Origin of the sequence: Lyngbya sp. PCC 8106 (assembly GCF_000169095.1) — a bacterium.
In the GTDB taxonomy this organism is placed as follows: domain Bacteria; phylum Cyanobacteriota; class Cyanobacteriia; order Cyanobacteriales; family Microcoleaceae; genus Capilliphycus.
On sequence record NZ_AAVU01000033.1, the window covers coordinates 34,278 to 53,496 of the forward strand.

The 19,219-nt window shown below is 40.3% G+C and carries 20 protein-coding genes, 1 pseudogene and 1 CRISPR repeat array (1 of these 22 running past the window's edge); of the genes and pseudogenes, 12 read left to right on the plus strand and 9 right to left on the minus strand.

Annotation, left to right across the window (positions count from 1 at the left end; genetic code table 11):
- Positions 1-133: 133 nt before the first annotated feature.
- Complete coding sequence (locus L8106_RS29845) at positions 134-634, plus strand: hypothetical protein (RefSeq protein WP_009786256.1); 501 nt, start codon at positions 134-136, stop codon at positions 632-634.
- A gap of 168 nt (positions 635-802) precedes the next feature.
- On the plus strand, positions 803-1,867 hold the full coding sequence (locus L8106_RS20060; protein WP_009786257.1) for an MmcB family DNA repair protein: 1,065 nt from the start codon (positions 803-805) through the stop codon (positions 1,865-1,867).
- Here L8106_RS20060 and L8106_RS20065 read toward each other — a convergent pair.
- The 6 genes and pseudogenes from L8106_RS20065 to L8106_RS20090 form a co-directional block, all read right to left on the minus strand.
- Positions 1,864-2,222, minus strand: a pseudogene (locus L8106_RS20065) (tyrosine-type recombinase/integrase); the annotation flags it as partial. The gene L8106_RS20060 and the pseudogene L8106_RS20065 overlap by 4 nt on opposite strands.
- 279 nt (positions 2,223-2,501) lie before the next feature.
- On the minus strand, positions 2,502-2,885 hold the full coding sequence (locus L8106_RS20070; RefSeq protein ID WP_232228537.1) for a hypothetical protein: 384 nt from the start codon (positions 2,883-2,885) through the stop codon (positions 2,502-2,504).
- 526 nt (positions 2,886-3,411) lie between these two features.
- Positions 3,412-4,074: a hypothetical protein gene (locus L8106_RS20075; protein ID WP_009786263.1), complete on the minus strand. Its 663-nt coding sequence runs from the start codon at positions 4,072-4,074 to the stop codon at positions 3,412-3,414.
- 145 nt (positions 4,075-4,219) lie between these two features.
- Entirely contained in the window at positions 4,220-4,705 is a 486-nt protein-coding gene (locus L8106_RS20080; protein ID WP_009786264.1) for a hypothetical protein, read from the minus strand.
- 170 nt (positions 4,706-4,875) lie between these two features.
- Positions 4,876-5,118: a hypothetical protein gene (locus L8106_RS20085; protein WP_156803761.1), complete on the minus strand. Its 243-nt coding sequence runs from the start codon at positions 5,116-5,118 to the stop codon at positions 4,876-4,878.
- A gap of 40 nt (positions 5,119-5,158) precedes the next feature.
- Complete coding sequence (locus tag L8106_RS20090; protein WP_009786266.1) at positions 5,159-5,452, minus strand: hypothetical protein; 294 nt, start codon at positions 5,450-5,452, stop codon at positions 5,159-5,161.
- A 212-nt stretch (positions 5,453-5,664) separates the two neighbouring features.
- Here L8106_RS20090 and L8106_RS20095 point away from each other — a divergent pair, with 212 nt between their 5' ends.
- Entirely contained in the window at positions 5,665-6,114 is a 450-nt protein-coding gene (locus L8106_RS20095) for an Hsp20/alpha crystallin family protein (protein ID WP_009786267.1), read from the plus strand.
- Between the two features lie 302 nt (positions 6,115-6,416).
- The gene (locus L8106_RS29850) at positions 6,417-7,235 is read left to right on the plus strand and encodes a hypothetical protein (RefSeq protein WP_009786268.1); all 819 of its coding nucleotides are present in this window, start codon (positions 6,417-6,419) and stop codon (positions 7,233-7,235) included.
- Positions 7,236-7,346: 111 nt separating this feature from the next.
- Here L8106_RS29850 and L8106_RS32430 read toward each other — a convergent pair whose 3' ends face one another.
- Positions 7,347-7,568, minus strand: a complete 222-nt coding sequence (locus L8106_RS32430) for a hypothetical protein (protein ID WP_156803762.1) — start codon at positions 7,566-7,568, stop codon at positions 7,347-7,349.
- Positions 7,569-7,631: 63 nt separating this feature from the next.
- Entirely contained in the window at positions 7,632-7,847 is a 216-nt protein-coding gene (locus L8106_RS20105; protein WP_009786269.1) for a hypothetical protein, read from the minus strand.
- A gap of 375 nt (positions 7,848-8,222) precedes the next feature.
- Between L8106_RS20105 and L8106_RS32435 the strand changes: the two genes are divergently transcribed.
- From L8106_RS32435 to L8106_RS20140, 8 genes are all read left to right on the plus strand, one after another.
- Positions 8,223-8,381, plus strand: coding sequence for a hypothetical protein (locus tag L8106_RS32435; protein ID WP_009786270.1), 159 nt, complete (start codon positions 8,223-8,225; stop codon positions 8,379-8,381).
- 371 nt (positions 8,382-8,752) lie between these two features.
- Positions 8,753-10,351 carry a type III-B CRISPR-associated protein Cas10/Cmr2 gene (locus L8106_RS20110; protein WP_009786271.1) on the plus strand — a complete coding sequence of 533 codons (1,599 nt, stop codon included), beginning with the start codon at positions 8,753-8,755 and terminating at the stop codon, positions 10,349-10,351.
- A gap of 62 nt (positions 10,352-10,413) precedes the next feature.
- On the plus strand, positions 10,414-11,391 hold the full coding sequence (locus L8106_RS20115; RefSeq protein ID WP_009786272.1) for a hypothetical protein: 978 nt from the start codon (positions 10,414-10,416) through the stop codon (positions 11,389-11,391).
- A 158-nt stretch (positions 11,392-11,549) separates the two neighbouring features.
- Positions 11,550-12,356, plus strand: coding sequence for an RAMP superfamily CRISPR-associated protein (locus tag L8106_RS20120; RefSeq protein WP_009786273.1), 807 nt, complete (start codon positions 11,550-11,552; stop codon positions 12,354-12,356).
- 2 nt (positions 12,357-12,358) lie between these two features.
- Positions 12,359-12,763, plus strand: a complete 405-nt coding sequence (locus L8106_RS20125; protein ID WP_009786274.1) for a hypothetical protein — start codon at positions 12,359-12,361, stop codon at positions 12,761-12,763.
- Positions 12,756-14,375, plus strand: a complete 1,620-nt coding sequence (locus L8106_RS20130) for a hypothetical protein (protein ID WP_009786275.1) — start codon at positions 12,756-12,758, stop codon at positions 14,373-14,375. Before L8106_RS20125 ends, L8106_RS20130 begins: the two co-directional genes overlap by 8 nt.
- A 111-nt stretch (positions 14,376-14,486) precedes the next feature.
- Positions 14,487-16,052, plus strand: coding sequence for a hypothetical protein (locus L8106_RS20135; protein ID WP_009786276.1), 1,566 nt, complete (start codon positions 14,487-14,489; stop codon positions 16,050-16,052).
- Between the two features lie 4 nt (positions 16,053-16,056).
- Entirely contained in the window at positions 16,057-18,126 is a 2,070-nt protein-coding gene (locus L8106_RS20140) for an AAA family ATPase (protein WP_009786277.1), read from the plus strand.
- 78 nt (positions 18,127-18,204) lie between these two features.
- Here L8106_RS20140 and L8106_RS32440 read toward each other — a convergent pair whose 3' ends face one another.
- Entirely contained in the window at positions 18,205-18,372 is a 168-nt protein-coding gene (locus tag L8106_RS32440; RefSeq protein WP_156803763.1) for a hypothetical protein, read from the minus strand.
- 83 nt (positions 18,373-18,455) lie between these two features.
- Positions 18,456-19,219: direct repeats of the CRISPR family, unit length 36 nt; unit sequence GTTTCCATTAATTCCACTATTCCGAAGAATAGCGAC (it continues 611 nt past the right edge of the window).

Here is a 19,219-nt window from a genome sequence, read left to right on the forward strand (position 1 = left end):
TGATAACACTGAACTTTTCTAGCTTATTTGCACTGTGGAAAATACCGACAATTTTTTTTGATATATTATTCACCTAGCTCAAACATAAAACGGGTAGCATACTAAAAGCATACCTCAATCAATTCAAGCCTCTGTGGTTACAAAAAATATTAGAGCCGTTACCTACCTTCCGCCCAAATACCACCAAAAACTCAAAGACTATGCCAAACAACAAAATTTAACCGAAAGTGCCGCATTAGTTGAAATCGTCAAACAGTTTTTTGATGGAGATTCCCCACAGAATAATTCACCGGATAGAACAATAATTGAAGAAATAGTCAAAGAACAATTAGCAGGAACGGAAGCAGAAATTGTAACCCTTAAAGCCCAAATTGAACAAATGCAGCAACTTCTGATGGGGGTAATGTCGGGGAAAACAGCCGCTCGAAAAACTCGTTCGACCCCTTCTTTTGTTAAACCCAAACTGCAACCGTTGAAAGCCGGAGAGTTGGCCAATAGACTGGGAGTAACTCCCGAGACTGTGGAGAAAGAAGCCAGCCGGGGTAACGAACACTTCCTCGCTTGGAGTAAAAGTAAAGATATCGGACGAGTCTCCTGGGAAAAACGGGGCGAACTTTATTATCCTATACGATAGCGGAAAAGTTAGACTTTTACAGCAACTCAAAGAACGCTTCAACTTGAAGTCATTGTTGGCCAATTACCTGAGTTTTCACTTGTGGACTGTTGAATTTACTCACCCCGTCTACAATCATCAATGTTGGCTATAGTCTAGTCAACTAGATTATTTTTAACCATTGGATCTATGATTTCCATAGAACAACTCACCCAGGCTGAACAACAAATCCAGTCCCTGCTGACTCAGAACGAATCCAACTGGAAGACAATTGCCAAGATTGCCATTGTGGTTCAGCAACAAAAATTATTCAAACAAGCTGAACTCAATTCCTTCACCGCTTGGGTTAATGCTGTAGCCAAAAAATGCGAACGCCAACCCTCTCTCATCTGGCGGTATATCAAAGCCGCTAAATATTATCTGAAAAGCGTTGACTCCGACGACATCGAACAGGTTGATGAAGCCAAAGCACCACCGGAGGCACTGGAGAAATTGGAGAAAGTGGAACGGAACGCACCCCAACCCGTATTTGAGAAGCTGCGGGAGAAAGTGTTGGCGGGAGAGGCAACGGTTAAGGAATGTCGAAAAATTGAGCAAGAATATCGGCCCGAAGGAGAACAGTTGAGACGCGGACGGCCACCCAAAGGACAGGAGGGAACTTATCAACATTTGGGTTCCGGTGAAGCTTCAGCCCTAACAACCCAAGTTATTGATGTAACGGCCATTGAGGTTGAACAGTTGCCCCGAAATCAAGTAGCCGTGACCATTGCGCGATCGCTAACAAATAGTCTAGTTGACTGGACTATGCAGTGTTCGGGGATGAAATACCCGCCGTATCACCACCAAGAACACACGGAGGTTCGGGTTAGCGTTGACAAAAAGAGACTGAGACTAGACTTTTTAGCCGTTGTTCGCTGGAGTTACAAACGTCCTAAAGATGTTTTCGGAGTTGAAATCAAAAGCTGTTTGGCTGACTTTGAAGCGGATAATAAATGGGAAAATTATCTCAACTTCTGCCATTACTTCTGTTTTGCCATTCCCCAATCGGACGAGGAATTAAGAGAAACCATTGAAACTCAAACCGATGCGGGGATTTTGTTGGTAGATTTTACCTCCGAGATTGAAGAAAATTTGAGTTATCCCGTCGCCGTTTATCGTTCGCCTCAAAGTAGGAGCGGAAGTTCGGTTAGTTTGGTTTATGAAACTCTCTACGAAAGAATATTGGGCTGGTCGGGTTCGGATAATCAACTTTAAAACCCCAATTTCTGAACTGCTTTCCGCTTGGTTTCCTCACCCCGTCGGTCATATTTTGCAGTCGTTACCGGGGAGGAATGACCCGCCAACTTTTGAACCGTGACAATATCAACCCCCGCATCCAATAGGTCTGAGCAAAACGTTCGTCTAAAATCATGGGGACTGAACGATTCAACCCCCGCAGCTTCCGCTCGTTTCTGCACTATCAACAGCACGGCTTGGGGAGTCATGTAACGAATTTCAATTTGTCCCCCCTTGCGAATAGGACACAACAGCGCCCCCGGTGAACGTCCTCTCACAGTTAACCAATTTTCAACCCAGGCGATCTCGCATTATCGGGCAAATACACCGTTCTATAGCTTTCCAAATCTAAATCCCACTTCCCCCGAAACTGAGCCGGGATGGTTTGTTGCTGAGGAGCCGCCGTTGCAGTGCCAGTGGTAAGCATTAAGATAAGTGTCAATAGTTTAATCATTTGATGGGTTCTTCAATATCTGGGCTTGTAATTGTTAATCGTCTGTCTCTAAAACTGTTCTACAATTCTCAGACTACCGCCGCTACAACTATAATTTATGGCTTAAATGTTGTGTTCAAAAATACAGGGGTCTTGGGTGTGAGCCATGTTGAACTCAGTCTAAAGTGCTGGGTCAATTCCTGAGTACCAAGCACAAACTACACCCTTCTCTATCATCTCAAAATCTTCCGGTTTGACTACCGCAAGACAAATACCACCCGGACATTTGGGATTATAAACTTCTTCAAACCAAGTGTGCCAAATACCATTCTGGCGACCACACTCTTGACTTAATGTCATTTCTCGCCCTTGTTCCATCTGCAATTCTTCCCACTGACAACTTTCGTCCAACCAGTTACCACCTCGTTGTTGACACCAACTTTGATGTGTGCGAATCATTGCTGTATTAGTAGATTGAGCCTCCGTCCTTTCTGCTATGCAGATAGACAGTCCAATAACAGCTACCAAACATAGGATAGAACGTTGTATGGAATTGCGATTCATAGGGATTTTGTCGAAAAACTTTACTCTCTCTTTCAGTGCCTAAAATTAACAGTCAGTAAAAATCGCTGCGATCGCATTCAACCTGCACCCTCAATCCGTGATAATCTTCTAGAGTCTAGAGTCTAGAGTTTTTACTGAAGGGGATGATACAAGTTTCCCCGCTTCTCCCAGGTCACTCTGCCGATGTCCTTGCTTTGACTCCAAGCCCGAGATGGATGTGGGTACTTAATAATGAAGTTTAGAAATTCTTCATTATGAAAACAAAAAAGTTTCGGAGCCTCAGCCTGATGCTCCTCGCGTCCACAGGGTTCTTAATTGAGGTTGAAGCCTCAGATTTCAAAGTCAAGATTGTCAAGGAACAAAGTCCGTTAACCGAGGCAGTTGACTTATTGGACAACTTATTTAATTAAACGGACTGGGGTGTATTCCATTACTTTTGGGGCAGCACCCCGTTCTGAATCTTATTCTCGCAGAACAAAGTGTGGTGTTGTTAGTGGTGATCGCCTGACAATACCGAACTTAAACATTAATCAAAATAGTTCTGAAAGACATACCAACCATCCCCTAAATAATACATTGATTGGTCGCCGTTATTACTACCCGGAGCAAAACTATATTCAATCGCTTTAAGTTGATTGGGTTGGCGAGAATTATCACGAATAAATCCTTGATAAGCTCCTATTCCTTCAATAATTAATGAGATTTTAGTAGGGTCTAGTTGATAGCCAGCAATTACTTTAAAGTTGCTAATGCCTTGCTCTAATTCAATTAGCTTTTCAGGTTCTTCCTCTAATTGATTTGCCAATTGTTCAAGAGTAGGCTTATGAAGCGCAAAGTTTATTTTTAAGGGAATCTGGGTAATCCAGAAAGTATATAATAGCCCTAATAACACGGGAGCCATCAAGAACTTAACCCGATTTGTTTTTTGATTAATTTTATTGAATGAGCTAATAAACCAAATTATCCAACCCCAAATCACTATCACCCAAATACTCATCCAAGACATCAAGCCAAAATGAATAAACAACAGAAAGAGTGTGATCTGCAATAAAATATTTGAAGTTCCGTTAAAGTTAGCAGGAATTGATTGTAATCCAGGATTTGTGCAGCAATATAAGCTAATCAAAAAAGCTATAACCGCTAATCCATTGAGACAAAATCCAGGAGTAAGAACGAATCTAGAACGCATAGGATATAAAGTTGTTGTAATATTTTAGCAACGCGCGATACACCTAACGGCACGTTCCGCGATCACATCCATTATTCCTGTAGAACAATGTGTGTGGCTCGTGAAACTGTTACAGAGTGCCAACTCTCACTATTCCCGCAGAACATTATTCTTGAGTTGCCAACTCCTCAGCCATTTCCAACCCTTCTTGATAGAAACATTCGTGAACTTCAGGGGAAACAACGGCTAATCCTTCTATTATCAACAGTGCGCTGGCAAGTTCTTCGCCCTCACCCAACCGAACAAACACTTCACTTAACCAACCCTCAGTGTTCTGTTTGACGGTAAGCACAGGCACTTGATTATTTGAGTTATTAATCAATTGTTGGAGATAGGTTTCAGCCTGTTGTTCCTCACCGGGGATAATTTCAATACCACAGAGTTGAAGCTGGCGGTTTTTCCAACCCCGTGATGCTTTTAGGGTTGTCCCGTCTATGACTTCCTTAATCTCCCACTGTTCACTCACCGGAACATCACCAGGGCTAACCATAACTGTTTGATATTGGGACTGGGGACGGAAGAAAACGGCTGCTATGGCAACGCCCAAAACGGCAACGGCAACCAAACCCTGAATAATCGTTTGTTGTTTCATGGCGATCGCGGAGCGTGGACTTGTCCATATCGCATACCCTACTCTATTACAGAATAGGCTGACCCCGTTCGTTGTGGTAGTGGTCGGGTTTGTTCTGCGGGAATAACAATAACCCCCCAACGTTGTGTTAGGAGGTTGAAGGGTGCGTTAGGATTGGGCGACTATTGCGTTTAGTTATTTAAAGGTGTTGGTTTTTCCTTGTACAAGTTAACAACAAGACTTCTTGGATTTTTAAACCAGTCAGCCGAAATCTCTTTGATTATGGGTTCTCCTTTGTCTGTTTTTTCTACAGGGATTTTATCGTGATATTTGTTGTCTACATCAGAAGACATGAGGTAAAGATTTTCATCTGTAAGTAGCAACCACGCATTTTCGGGATAACTCATTCCGTGTGCCTCATTGATTTTTTCCATATTCCTAATATGCTTAAATTCGTTCATAGTGAACAGTCACTTATTCGTGTGACACCCATTCCTCCACAAAAACCAACTCCCCATCAACATACTTTGTCCCTGGCGGCGCCCAATTTTCTTCGGGGTCACGATGCCAGGGATTATTAATGATGCCATTCTGCTCAACGGGTTCACCCAATCCAAGAAAGTCTTTGTAGAGTATGGCTTCGGTTTCAGGGTCACGTTCAAAGTCATCGCAGGTTTTATTCTCCGGCCCGGTGGGATGAACGGCACAAACTAAGTGGAAATCCCAGGCGTAGTAACGGCAGGTGAAACAATCATCAATTCGGGGCATAGTTTCATAGAGTTAAAGTCTCAAATTCTAGTTTGCCCTAATTGCGTGTTCGGTTGTCTGGAAAAGCTTTTAATTAACAGGTTTTTCGGGTGAGGAAAATAATCTATTGCAGTTCGGTTCTCTCCAATTTCATATACTAATCTGCTGTTGCATCATAGTGAATGTAATCAATAGTTATTCATTTATTCGACACTTCAAGGAGAACAATTAATATGATGTTAGCTTACAACCCCTTTGCTGAACTCGACAAAATGCAACGCGAATTTGACCGGGTTTTAAATTCAGAAGTAACATCCCGTTGGACTCCGGCTATCGAACTGCAAGAAACTCCCGACAGCTACATCCTCAGAGCGTTTCTCCCCGGTTTGGATAGTGAAGCACTTAACATTGAAGCGGCTAAGAAAGCTGTTGCAATTTCGGGTAAAACCCACCGTTCCGAGTTGGATGAAGGTCACAAATATCTTTACTCCGAATTTCCGGCTGGTGAATTTCGTCGGGTGATTAATTTGCCCGAAGCGATCGCACATACCGAAGTAAAAGCGGACTACGCCGACGGTGTTCTGACCTTAACCATGCCCAAAGCTCCCGAAACTGTTAACCGTGTGGTGAAAGTAAGTTTGACTAATGTTGAACAGCCCCAACTGAGTGAAGCGGATCAATAATTGATTCCTTTATAAGAATGAGAGCCTCGGCAGTGCCGGGGTTTTTTTGTGTTAACTATTTGGTGGAACCGGATTATAAATTAACTGCACTCGCTGTTGAGTTTTTACGTTGGGGCAGAGAGCATTTTTCTATAAAGATTTAGGAGCTTGAATCGGGGTGAGAGCTTTACATTTACTCCAGTTTTGTGAAGGAGTCTTGTAAAGATTTGATAAAGCTTTCGGAAAATTAGATCGACGGGGAGAGATGCAGTTATTTTAAAGACGGCGTGTTGAAACTCTATTGATTTTATAAGGAGTAAAAAATGAGCTTCCGTCTGAACACTACGGGAATTGTTTCTGCAATTGTCATGTTAGCCAGTTTCGGGCTTAATATCCCCAAAGCAACGGCAGAAACTTTTGACTTTAGCATCACCTACGACACCGAATTCAACTTTGTCCCCCTCGAAATTGCTTTTCCCGATGTCGTGCCGCCGGATTCGGTTAACATAGCGCCGCTGCTCGACGAGTTACCGCCAGATTTTCAAGCCGCCTTACCGGAGGATTTCCCCTCGGTAATCGAAAACCCATCTTTCATATTCATATCTGGCGGCGGTGTGAGTCAAGAATCCGATCCCCCGTTTGGATTAACTAGCTTTACCTCGGGTGGCTTTAGTCTGGGGATAACATTGGAGTCCGCTCCCAATCCCGTAACCGGAGAACCCATACCCCTCAGCCAACTGATTATTACACGAGCCAATCCAAATGACTTAAATCTGGATTTACCAACTCCGGAGTTTTCAGACATTTATTCCGGTGACGAAACCGATAATGTATTGTTGGGTTTCTCAGATACTTTTGCCATTTTTAACATTTTTAGCCCCACCGAAGGCATCGCCGACAATCGGGGGCGAGTTACTATTGTTGGCGGCGAGGGTGTATTTGAGGGTGCTGACGGTGAAGCCAGTTTTATCGAAACTAGCACGTTCAATCCCAGTAATCTCAGCGGTATTCTGGTGGGTGAAGTTCCCATAGAATTCTCCGTCGAGACTCCCCAAGCCGTCCCCGAACCCACAGCAAATGCAACTTTAATAGGTTTGGGAATTATTGGTGCTGGTATTCTGCGGCGTCGCTTTTCCAAGTAGGTTTTACCCTCATCAAGAAATCAAATGATAGTCCCATTGCCGGGGCTTTTTTATTGGCTGAATCTCCACAGTATTTCTTATTCGCGCAGAACAAAAACTTTTCTAACTGATTTAGAAACCCCATAAGAAATTATCGCTTGGAAGAAATATAGAGTCTAACTCTGAAATCGGAGTTTGTCCTATTGATATTGTTCCACCTGGAGCGGACAATGAACCCATATTAGTGCTTGATTCGGTACTCTCAAGACTCGTTTTGTCAGCAGAGAAGTTTTGTAAAACTTTAACTCCAGAGAGATTGTTGTTGTAGATAATAATGTATGCAACTGATTCCATTGTCTTAATATTGATTGAATAAGTTTACTAGGGATTGGCAAGTTTTGTGTGAGCTTTGAGGTTTTAAAACCAAGTCTGCTGAAAGCTGCTGTCGTAAAATACTGGAAATTCACTCAAGACTTCTCCAGTTTCAGAAGCCAAATCAGTAACAACTGCAATCGGCACTTTATTTCCTAGAGTATAGACTTCAGAAGCTTCAAAGGTTTCTAGAACTTCAACTTCATTGTTAACAACGGTGTGGTCGTAGGATTTTAATCGAATGCGGATTTTTTCATTCATCTGTTCAAGATATTAACAACTGAGCTTTAGTTTGGTTTAACATCTATTTGGCTTTGAGGCAAGTCCCAAAATGAGGGACAGACCCTCCGGGAATAACTGGATATTCTGGAAATTCTTACTTGATTTTCGTCATTCGCATAAAAGCTATAGTCATTTTTGGGGTTGAGGTCTAATCTAGGAGATGACGGGCTAAAACTTCAAGGGAAACCGGAAAGAATTAGATAGCTGTTGGGTTTAGGCAAAAAGGGACTACGGGTTTTGATTTAAGTTTCTTAGGAATGGTTTGGTTATTTTTTGAATTCTTGCTTTAAATATTGGATTAAAAGTTTGTGGTTTGTTTATTTGAGCTTAGAGCCAAACTGGGGAAGAATCATTATGGAAATTTTACCAATGTTTGTTGAATTTTTTCTGGTAGTGGTGTTTGCTTTTCTAATTCCTTTGTTAATCCCAGTCGCTTTTCTTGTGGGGATAGGATTGTTAGTTGTGTTGTGTACGGAAGCCATTATTCTATTTTTAAAGGCATTGGTGGGATAACGTTGAATTTTTTCGGGCAAAGTGATAGTTCAAGCATGGGAGGTTTTTTTGTTGCTAACTTGGCGAGTTGTTCAAATATTTTTTTAGAGCCATAGGTCAAGGTGGTGACTGAAACCTTGATTTTCCTTGAGTAGTACATTGAATAAACCGTAAAATTACGGAGACTGACTCAATTAATCGTACACATCAAAACTACAAAGTTCCGTAGGGTTACTGATGACTTTCTGTAAGAAAATGCTTAATCTTGAAAGTAGAGTTCTTCAAGCCGACTTGGAAAACCCACTCACGTTTCGTCATTCGCATGAAAATGCACCCAGGTTTTCAAAAGGTGAGGTAAATTAAATTTGTCTGAGCAAATATTCCATGAATTTATGTATCAATACGCAGCAATTACTTTCTCTCCCGTTCAAGGTTTTATTGAAAAAACCCGGAAGTTGAGAGATTTGTACGGAGCATCTATTATTTTATCCTATCTCAGTCAATATATTATTCAAGAGGCTCAAATTCTTTCAGGAATTGATGTGATTTCTCCGGGTTTAGTTGATACAGCTCAGGGAATGCCCAATAGAATTTTACTAAAACAAAATAATGGAAATTTCAGGCTTGAAGAACTCAATCAATGGGTTAGAGACACCTTGTTAACAGGTTGGAAAAATATCTGCAATTACTGTAAAACCTGGATTGAAACTAAAATTCCCGAATCCAACTCCAATACATTTTATCATTGGGATCGGGATTGGGATTTATGGAAAAATCACACTTGGGAAGTTTTTTCTGGAGTTGGGAATACCATTATTGCAGCAATGGAGGATTTAGAAAATAATAAACTCGGTCGGGATTGGACAGGAGTTAATTGGATTGGAGAAAGTTCAAGCATTACTGGAACCGATGCAATTGCCTGGCAGGGTTTGGGAAAGGGAACACGCAATCCTAAGCATTTAAAACACGGTGAAGAAAAGCAGGCAATTGCTGCTTTCTATGAACAGTTATCAAGAGTTCTGGAAGCAAAACCTGGGCAAAGTTCTGACACTATAGAAACCCCTGAAGGTAAATTTCTAGATCTCAATGAACGGTTAAGCATTCCTGAATTAGTCAAGCGTCTAATTACACGAGATGATATTCGTAAACCCCTTAAAAATATACCTCATTTAGAGCGGTTTACCGATTTAGTAAGAAAACCCAACTCAGAAACTGGAACACCCGGACAGTGGACAGGCTGGTTCATGGGAGATGGAGATGAGGTAGGTAAGCATCTCAAAGAGTTAGCATCAGATCCTGAAGGAGATCAAAAAATTTGTCAGTTTAGCAAGGCGATGCGAAAGTGGGGAAAAGACTTTATGAACGATTTTCCTCCAGAATTAGGGCGAATTATTTATGCAGGAGGCGATGATTTTCTGGGAGTTATCTATGGTAAAGATCCGAATCAACCGATATCCCCAAGTCAAGCTTTAGAGTGGTTAATGAAACTTCCTGATGAGTGGAAAACACATGGAGAGAAAATAACTCTGAGTGTAGGCTTTGTTTGGGCAGGTCATAGTGTTCCCCAACGAGATATTTTACAACATTGCCGTGATGCAGAAAAACGGTCAAAATCTCTCGGACGTGATCGCGTAACCTTGCGAGTTGTCTTCAACAGTGGACAATTTGTACAGTGGACTTGCCCTTGGCATTATGTATCAATTCTGCAACAATATTGTGATCGCGATGGAGGAAAAAATTGGGGTCATATTTACAACGACTTTGCCCAACTTAAAGCTCGTCATGCAATTAATTTTAATGCCGTTACTGGACAAGCAGATTATAGACTTGCCCGTTCATTAATGAATATTTACTTTAATGATGAGGGGAATTATGTGTGGGAAAAGCGCCGGGATATTGTTGATAAAAACGATCCATCATCAGTCACATATTTTAACTGGATAAATGATTTAATCAATGTGGGTTGGCAGCTTTATTCAGAAGTTGATTAATCAATAAAAACATTCACTGTCAGTCTCATCAACACTCAATAAATTTTGATAAACCTCTCAAAATGTTCAAGTATTTAATTCTCATTCAGCCCCTCGGGTTTATGTACGGTAGTTCAGGAGGCTTTCTTTCTCCAGAAAACTTAGTTGGACGTTCCCGTGCGAAGTTTCCCCCGGATGCGGCAACCCTCTCAGGACTCTTTTTCAGCACCAATAAAGTCCAATCTTTTACCACCCACGAAGATTTGAATCAAGAACTCCATGTAGCTGGCCCATTTTGGACATTAGAAAACAATTTGATGAACTTTTATGTTCCTATTCCTCGAACAAAACTTGTGACTCAAAAAGAGGTCGATGAATGGACGATCAAAGATGGTCAATGGGAGCGTAAACTGCGAGAAGAAGACTTTAAAGATAGTTTAACTTGGCAACGAGTCAATAGTTGGGATTATTCGGCAAAAGAAATTAAAATTAATGAATCTGCGGCGCCAAGTCCTTGGAAATTTGTTTCAATTCTCCATCCAAAAATGAAACTAGAGGAACGTCATGTCAAAGCTGAAGATGGTTTGTTTCTCGAATATGCAGTGCAACTACCCGATGATGTATATCTTGCTTACCTTTCAACCCATGAACTTCCCGAAGGTTGGTATCGGTTTGGAGGGGAAAATCATGTTGTAGAAATTAAAAGCATTAAACTTCCAGAAAAGCATCCGATAATTGAACGACTTAAAGACCCTATTGAACAGGCTTTTGCTTTAATTACTCCCGCAGTTTGGGGGTCTAATCGTTTGTCTTATCGTCATCCCCAACATCCCGATTTCCCAGCATCTCAACTGATGCTAACGGATAAAGCTATTCCCTTTCGTTACCGTCGGGGAGCCAGCGATAATCCTCAAGATTCTAAAGAATATCGAGTGGGAGGACAGCTAGGACGGGGACGCTATGCGGTGGGGGCGGGTAGTGTGTATGTTCTCGAAAAGCCCCTGAAGAAATCCTGGTGGGATTGGCCCGAAGAATGGTTTCCCCAAGAGGATTTAGTCTGAAAAAGTTGGGCTGTGGTTTGTGTTTACCTTTAATACCAAATCCACTTGACTAAGGTGATATTCAGAAAACTTAGAACCCTTGCCAAAAAAGGATTTTAGGATTTAAGTAACTACCCTATAATAACCGGATTTGGTATAACAATTCAAGGACTAGAATAATGTACAAAAAAGCTTACGGAATTATCGAAACTCTCGCACCCCTTCATGTCGGCGCAACCGCAGGGGAAGAAAGTGGGAATTTAAACTTAATTTTCCGCGACCAATTCACTCAAACTGGTATTGTTCCGGGAAGTTCCATTCGAGGACGTTTTCGTTCGGAAATTCGACAAGAACGGGGCGAAGAAACTGCCAATCTTTGGTATGGTGCCGAAGCCGAAGCCGGACAACCGGATAGCACCAGCGAATCATTAGTAAAATTTGAGTATGCTTCCATCGTTTGGTTGCCCGTTTTTTGTCCCGGACAACCTATTGTTTGGGTCAGTAGTCCCCGTTTGTTAAAACGCTATCAACGAATTACCGGAATTTCCGATAAACTTCCCAAGCCCTATACCGCTTCTCAAACGTTGAAATCCCTCAATGTTGAAGGGGATAATATGTTGTTTTTTAACTTCGGATTTTTAACCGTTAAAAAAACTGCAAATTTAACATCCTGGTTTCCATTGGGCGAACAGTTACCCGCCATTGTTGTCGGGGATGATGAAATTTCTATGATTCACGATATGGCATTATATCGTCAAAGTCGAGTGGCTTTGGACAAGCAGGAGAAAAAGGTTAAAAAAGGTGCGTTTTTCAATATGGAAGCTCTGCCCGAAGGAAGCTTTTTAATTTTTGCAATTGCGCTTCGCAACGTTCCTAACGGAAACACTTGGCAACCTTTTAGTGAGGGCAATAACGCCGAAGTTTATTTGGGGGGTTTAGAATCAATTGGTTTTGGTCACTGTCATATTATAATTGAAGGAGTCTAACGATGGCTTGGGAATCTTATAAACTTGATCAATATGCTCACGATTTGGTCTTAAAATATTGCGATAAAAAAGACGTTATCAATCAAGCTCATAAAATGCGAATGACAGTCGCTTACGGTTTAGAACGGTTTTGGGGTGAACAAATTCGCTTGGAAGGAGATCAAAAAGCCTATTGGAAAGATACTTGGGAAGCTTTGGTAAAAATCATGGCGAAAGCCAAAGTGAAAATTCCCAATGATGATGTCGGTAATGATACTGAAAAAATAAAAGCAATGGCGGAAAAACTTTGGAACTTTGACCAAAATCAACGTAAAGTTGCCCTCGCCGTTTTGATTCAACTTTGCGACAGTATGGTTTGGTGGACACAACGTTATAAAGGCAATAGAGGACGCAAAGAAAATGCCTAAACTTCGACAAGTTCCAATGATGTTTCGCGCTCAAATTGAAGGTCGTTGTCAAATTCAAAGACCCGGAGAACAAGCAGATGACTGGACACAAGAATGGGTTGATGGGGCGGATCGGAATGTGCCTCAATTTCGAGAAAATATCAGAACCAGAGAATATACAATCACCTGGCGATTTGTTACCAATAGTGGACAAGATGAAGGGGTAATTCGTCCGGTTATTGGTGCAAAAGGGTGTCCTTTTTATCCCGGTTCGAGTATGAAAGGTGCATTTTTGCGAGTTTGTCCGTCAGAGAAACAGCTTGAATATTGTGGGGGTAATATTGGGAATGAAACAAAACCTGGTATTCTACGATTACATGGCGGTTATCCCAAAGATAATACCTGGCGAGAGAAAAATTTAGTCGATATTGTTCATCCTCAAGAAGGTTGGCAAGTTAAAGACAAGAACGCAAAACATAGCGCTTTTATTCAAATTTCTCTCTATAAACCCCGATTGGTATTTGGGATTTCCAGTACAAAAGAACTTGATGATTCCGAATGGGAAGAAATTTGGAAAATTTGGGAAAAAGCAATTGGATATGGAATTGGTTCTCGGGTAAGTGCGGGCTACGGTCAACCTCAAATTAATGCCGATAATACCTTGTTAAGTGTTTATTTGAAGGGTCAAGGGTTGGCTTCTCAGTTAATTAACAAAACGGGTGAATTCCGCCCCAATATGTTTAAGGCGGCGCTGCGGGGTCATACGTTGCGTTTGCTCGGAGGCGTCACAGATGAGGCAGAATTTCTAACCAAACAACTTTGGGGAGGGTTTAACGGTGAAAATGGGGCTATTGTTGGACAGTTAGGCATTCGATTTCAAGGTAATTTAGAGATAGATAATTTTACTTATTCTCTGAGCAAAGATCCAATTGAAATGCCCACTTATGATTTAACACAGGGAAAACTGGACTTAGTTGGGATGCAAAATTTGTCAGAAGAAAAGCAAAAACATCTGATTATTTTTCTCAAACAACTGATTAAATTTTCTGTCATGTTTGGCGGGTTTGGTAAATCCTGGCGTCGGGTTGACCACCGTTTGTTTTACCTCGATTATTTTAGACAGGGAAATAAACCGATGATTGGTTGCCATTGGGAACTTTTAAAACTGTCTCAAAATTTACGATGTCCGGTCAATGAATTAAATGATGTTACCGAGTTTTTGAATAGCTTACATAGCCGGATAAAAAAATGGGTAAAACTGAACAAAAAGAGTCTGAAAGCCGATGGAAGCAACTGGCGAGAAGCATGGCATCCTGAGCTAGTACAAGTGTGGGGACGAATTGCTGAAAATGCTTTTGATAGCGATGCAGTTCATTGGTTTCATGGAAATTATCAGGGGAAAAAAACCATTAAAGCTTCTAATTTAACAGGTGAAGTTCGCAAAGACAATACTAAGGTTGGTCGCATCTGGCATCGAATGTATCCTCGATATATTCTGAAGGATAAAAAACTTAAGGAAACTCAAGAATATGTGGAATTACTGACGATTTTTCCCGATGATTCTGAGATAACTAAAGACTTTTTAGCATTTTTAGATAAACGCAGTGATTTTGAATTGCTTTGGCTCAATTAAAGGAACTGTCAACGATTGAATTTTGTGTTCAAAAAACGGACAATAAGTTAATACAATTTCACCTTTTCTATTCTGTTAATTCACTCTAATAAATTCAAAGGAAATAAAACCATGAATGTTTGGATTCTTACCATTGGAAACAGCGACGTTCAACTGTTAACCGAAGATAACTGGTTAACATTCTACGATAATGAGATTATGGAGCAACTAGGCTATGATATTTTTCACCCCACCTCTTCAGATAATCAACACAGAGAAACTTGGGTTGCACCTGCCAGAGTTCTGGGGATGATTTATCAACGCCATTTGGAGACAGACTTTGATGATTTATACTTTCCTTTATTGAATAACTTTCTTTCTTATTTCAATGAAAATAATAAAGAAATTCCTGATGAAATCGTTTATATAATGACGGATCAAGCTAATATTTTTCCTGATTATTTATCTAACAATAAATCTGCCTGTTGGAAAGATACCTGCACACTTCAACCTATTATAGAACATTTTCTTAAGGCTAAATTCCCAAAAGCCAAATTGAAGCCCTGTATTTTATATCCTAGAAACAATCAATCTGGAAATCCGAAAGGAATGGATGATTGGAACAGCACATTAGATGTAGTTCGCAAAAGTTTATCCCAGTTAAAATATACCAACAAATCTACCAATATTTATGTCAGTCATCAGGCGGGAACGCCAGCTATTTCTTCGGCTTTACAATTTTTAAGTCTGGCACAATATGGCAAACAAGTTAAATTTCTTGTCAGCAATGAATATGAACTTAATTCTGCCGAAATTATAAAAAGTTCTCAGTATCTACGAGGAATTAAAATCGAACAAGCTAAGAGTTTAATTCCTACCTCTCCGGGTGCGGCGAAAAAAATGTTGGATGGGTTGGATAATATTGAACCCAAACGCCTAGAAGAGTTACAAAATTTTGTTGACTTTTTTAATCTTAACCGCTCCCTCGACCTCAATCAAAGTGAATTTGAGATTGAATCCGCAACTCAACGAATTGTTGATGCTTTGGATTTAATTGGGATTTTCTTTAATCAAGAGAACTATTTACAAGGAATTACTTTGTTATCAGCCGCACAGGAAACATTTCTGAAAGTTGCGATTTTAACTAAAGTGAGTGAAATCGAAATCACCTTGTCTAATCAATCTTTTTCTGGTATAAAAGCTTTAGAATGGAATCTCGAAGGTTTATTATTGAGTTCTTGGGCAGAAACCAAAACGGTTTCAGAAAAAAATGGAATTTTAAAACAATTAAAATTTCCTGAGAATAATCCCATTACAAACGAGAATAAAAATCAATTCAAGAAAACTAATAGTAATGATAAAATGTACGACTGGCTATGTCAGCTAGAAACAAAATTTCAACCTTGGTCTATCCTCCAATGGTCTTGCTCTCGTAATAAAAAGAGAGAGAATGATCTGCGAAATCAATTAGTGCATAATTTACGAGGAATGGAGAAAACCGATGCGATTCAATATTTACTCGGATATAAACCTTCAAAATCCAAAGATGTTATAAAAGTCTATGACGAGAATTTTATGAAAGTCTATAACGAGGATGTGAAAGATCCTTTTGTTGAGGCAATCAAGCTGTTTAAACTTCCCTATACCAAAGAAAAACTTAGACAAACCTTAGAAAAATTGGCGGATTCTTTAAGTTAACAACATGAACGATTTAATACTCTGTCACTTCCTAATCGGGCTACCCGCAGCAGGAAAGTCAACTTTTGCGGGTAAACTTTCTGCCTTGACTGGATGTAAAATTATCTCAACAGATGCGATTCGCCTCTTACTTTACGGCGATGAAACCGTTCAGGGAAATTGGGATGAAATAGAGGCAGAAGTTTTTCGTCAAATTCAGGAAAGTTTGGCAATTCGGAAGCCGATTATTTATGATGCAACCAATGCTAGACGTGCGTGGCGAATGGGGTTTCTTATGAAGCTTTCCCAACAATTGACAATGGAAGTTCAGTGGATAGCTTGGTATCTGCAAACGCCTTTAGATGTTTGTTTGCAACAGAACCAACAACGACTGAGAACCGTTCCCGAACAAATTATCACCCAATTTTATCAAGCACTTCAAAGCTTTCCCCCCGTGACCGCCGAAGGGTTTGTTAAGGTTGTTTCTCTAAAAGATAGTGAGTTTGACCGCTATTTTATTCAGGAAAAAATTAATTCTTTAAGTCGCAATTGTATTAACCGCCAAAACAGGACTCAAAACTCAACGGTTCGCTTTCATTCCTATTCTCATTTATTGAATTTTGACCGTTTGCTACATCTAATTTCGCTTTTCATTCATTACCCTGGTTTGGGAAATTTACAGGATACTCATCCCGAACAACTTCAAGAAATCTTGGGAACTGTTCCTGTTTTTCCAGATAGTTTGGCAGAAATCACCGCCGTAATGAAACAAGTTCAAGGAGAAATTTATGCTAACCGAGATGCTTTGGCTTCTGATTTGCAGTGTTTACAAACTAACGGTTTAATTGGCGAAGAAGGGTTGTTAGAATTTAGACAAACCGAACCCATCAAAGTTGAACTTTCCGATTTTACCGGAATAACTCACGCTTATTCTAATCTAAAACCTTTTAAGCGCTTGATGACAACGATTCGCTTGATTCTTACCAAGCCTTTTCTTCAAAATCAGGGGGAAGGAAGTTTAAAAACTCTTGCTCAAGCTATCTGTAAAGAACTGGAAACGGAAGGGGATTGTTATAATAAACTGAGAAAAGATATTGAAAATGTTCTGAAGCCGTTTAAAATTTTGCCAGAGTTTCCGTTACGGGCGGGTTATTTTGCAGGAACTGGAATCCTATCAGTGCTTGAACTCAAACAGATATTTGCGATTTTACAATCTCAGGCGAATAGTATTCAAGATCCGATTAGCTTAGAAATTTATGAAACTTTCAAAAACCGCATGGCTTTGAGTGGTTTATTAACAGAAAGACTCTATCCAACCCGTGCTATTGCTCATCGTTCGATGATAGATGAACGATTATTGCATAAGTCTACTTTATATCACCAAATTAAACAAGTCGAAGAAGCAATCGTTCACTGTGAATTATTAGAAGTAATTCGTTTAAAGGGACGAGGGAAATTCTCTGGAGACAACGAAGGAATTTTGCAAATCTGGCCTTTGCAAATCGCCTTTTATCATTCGGCTTGGTATCTCGGATATGAACAGGAGGGGGGAACAGAAGCGGGGTTACTCCGATTTGAACGTTTAGACCGTCTAGCTTCCCCTGCACCGCAAAAACAGTCTCGTTCTTTGGAAATGCAAGAAATGGCTTTACAACGGTTACATCAGCTATTAGATGCGAGTGTGGGAATGTTTTTGGGGAATAAGGTCAGTGTCCAACGCCAATTTCTGGGATCTCAAACGGAACGAAAATCTGTTGAAGTAAAGGTCGAGTTGAGATTTGATAATACGATTTATCCTTTTATCTGTGAGGGAACAAAACGATTTGCGAAAGGAAAGCTGAAAATGTCTCCTCCTCTAGTCGGAAGTGTGACGGCTTCTAAACGGTTGTTTTCTCTCAACAGAACGAAAGATCCTCGATTTCCTAATCAACTCCAGACGATTTTTCCCTGTTGGTCTTTGAATGATGTAGATTTACAGCGATGGATTGTCGGGTTTGGAAATCATGTAAAGGTAATTCAACCTTTAGAATTAAGGGTGAAAATTCAAAATATTGGTGAACAAATTCAACAGATTTATGCGACAACTACAAACTAAAATCTGAATTTTTCTTAAATCAATTCCCCCTCTCTTTCTCAAAAAAGGGGGATTTTTTTAATGCAATTTTATCTGAACTTAATCGTCATAGGGACTTCCCCAATCTACGGGATCTTCTGTTGTTCTGCGTTTCAACTCAATACGATTTGCATAAAATCGGCGTGGAGGCGGTTCAGGCCTGGGTGCTGACGGCCAAAAAATTGACATTAATAATACTACTGCGATCGCTAATCCTACTCCGTCCAATTTTATTCTCCCTGATATTAGTTTTCTTCTATTAGGATGAACTATTTTTTGAGGACAGAGAAGACTTTTGATGCGAACAACAAGTTTTTATTTACTCCATTTTCTGAAAATAGCGACACCGAGGGCAAACAGTTAATTCTATTTATTTGTTGTCTCAGTTTCCATTAATTCCACTATTCCGAAGAATAGCGACTTGACAGGAATGGGAACGTTAGACAAAAAGGATTCTCAATTGTTTCCATTAATTCCACTATTCCGAAGAATAGCGACCAGCCTTGAACTGTTCAAGTTGAGATTGGTACATCTTGTTTCCATTAATTCCACTATTCCGAAGAATAGCGACATGAACTTTCGTTACTTAATCTAAAGATTACTGCTCTATCAGTAGGTTTCCATTAATTCCACTATTCCGAAGAATAGCGACTGAAGCCGTTGGAGATGCCGTTGGTTCTCCAATTCTGTTTCCATTAATTCCACTATTCCGAAGAATAGCGACAAAATGGTCGTTTATCGAATAAATAACCAAGAACAGTTGGTTTCCATTAATTCCACTATTCCGAAGAATAGCGACTGACTTGGCAACGCATAGACTCGTTAGAAGCCTTGTTTCCATTAATTCCACTATTCCGAAGAATAGCGACCAGGGAAAAGAAATGGAAGAAGATTTACAGGAGGAGTTTCCATTAATTCCACTATTCCGAAGAATAGCGACACCCCTAGAACTCACGATAGGACGAATTATGTCTATGTTTCCATTAATTCCACTATTCCGAAGAATAGCGACCGGACTCCGATAGTCGAGATAGGTTTCTCCGTAATGGAGTGTTTCCATTAATTCCACTATTCC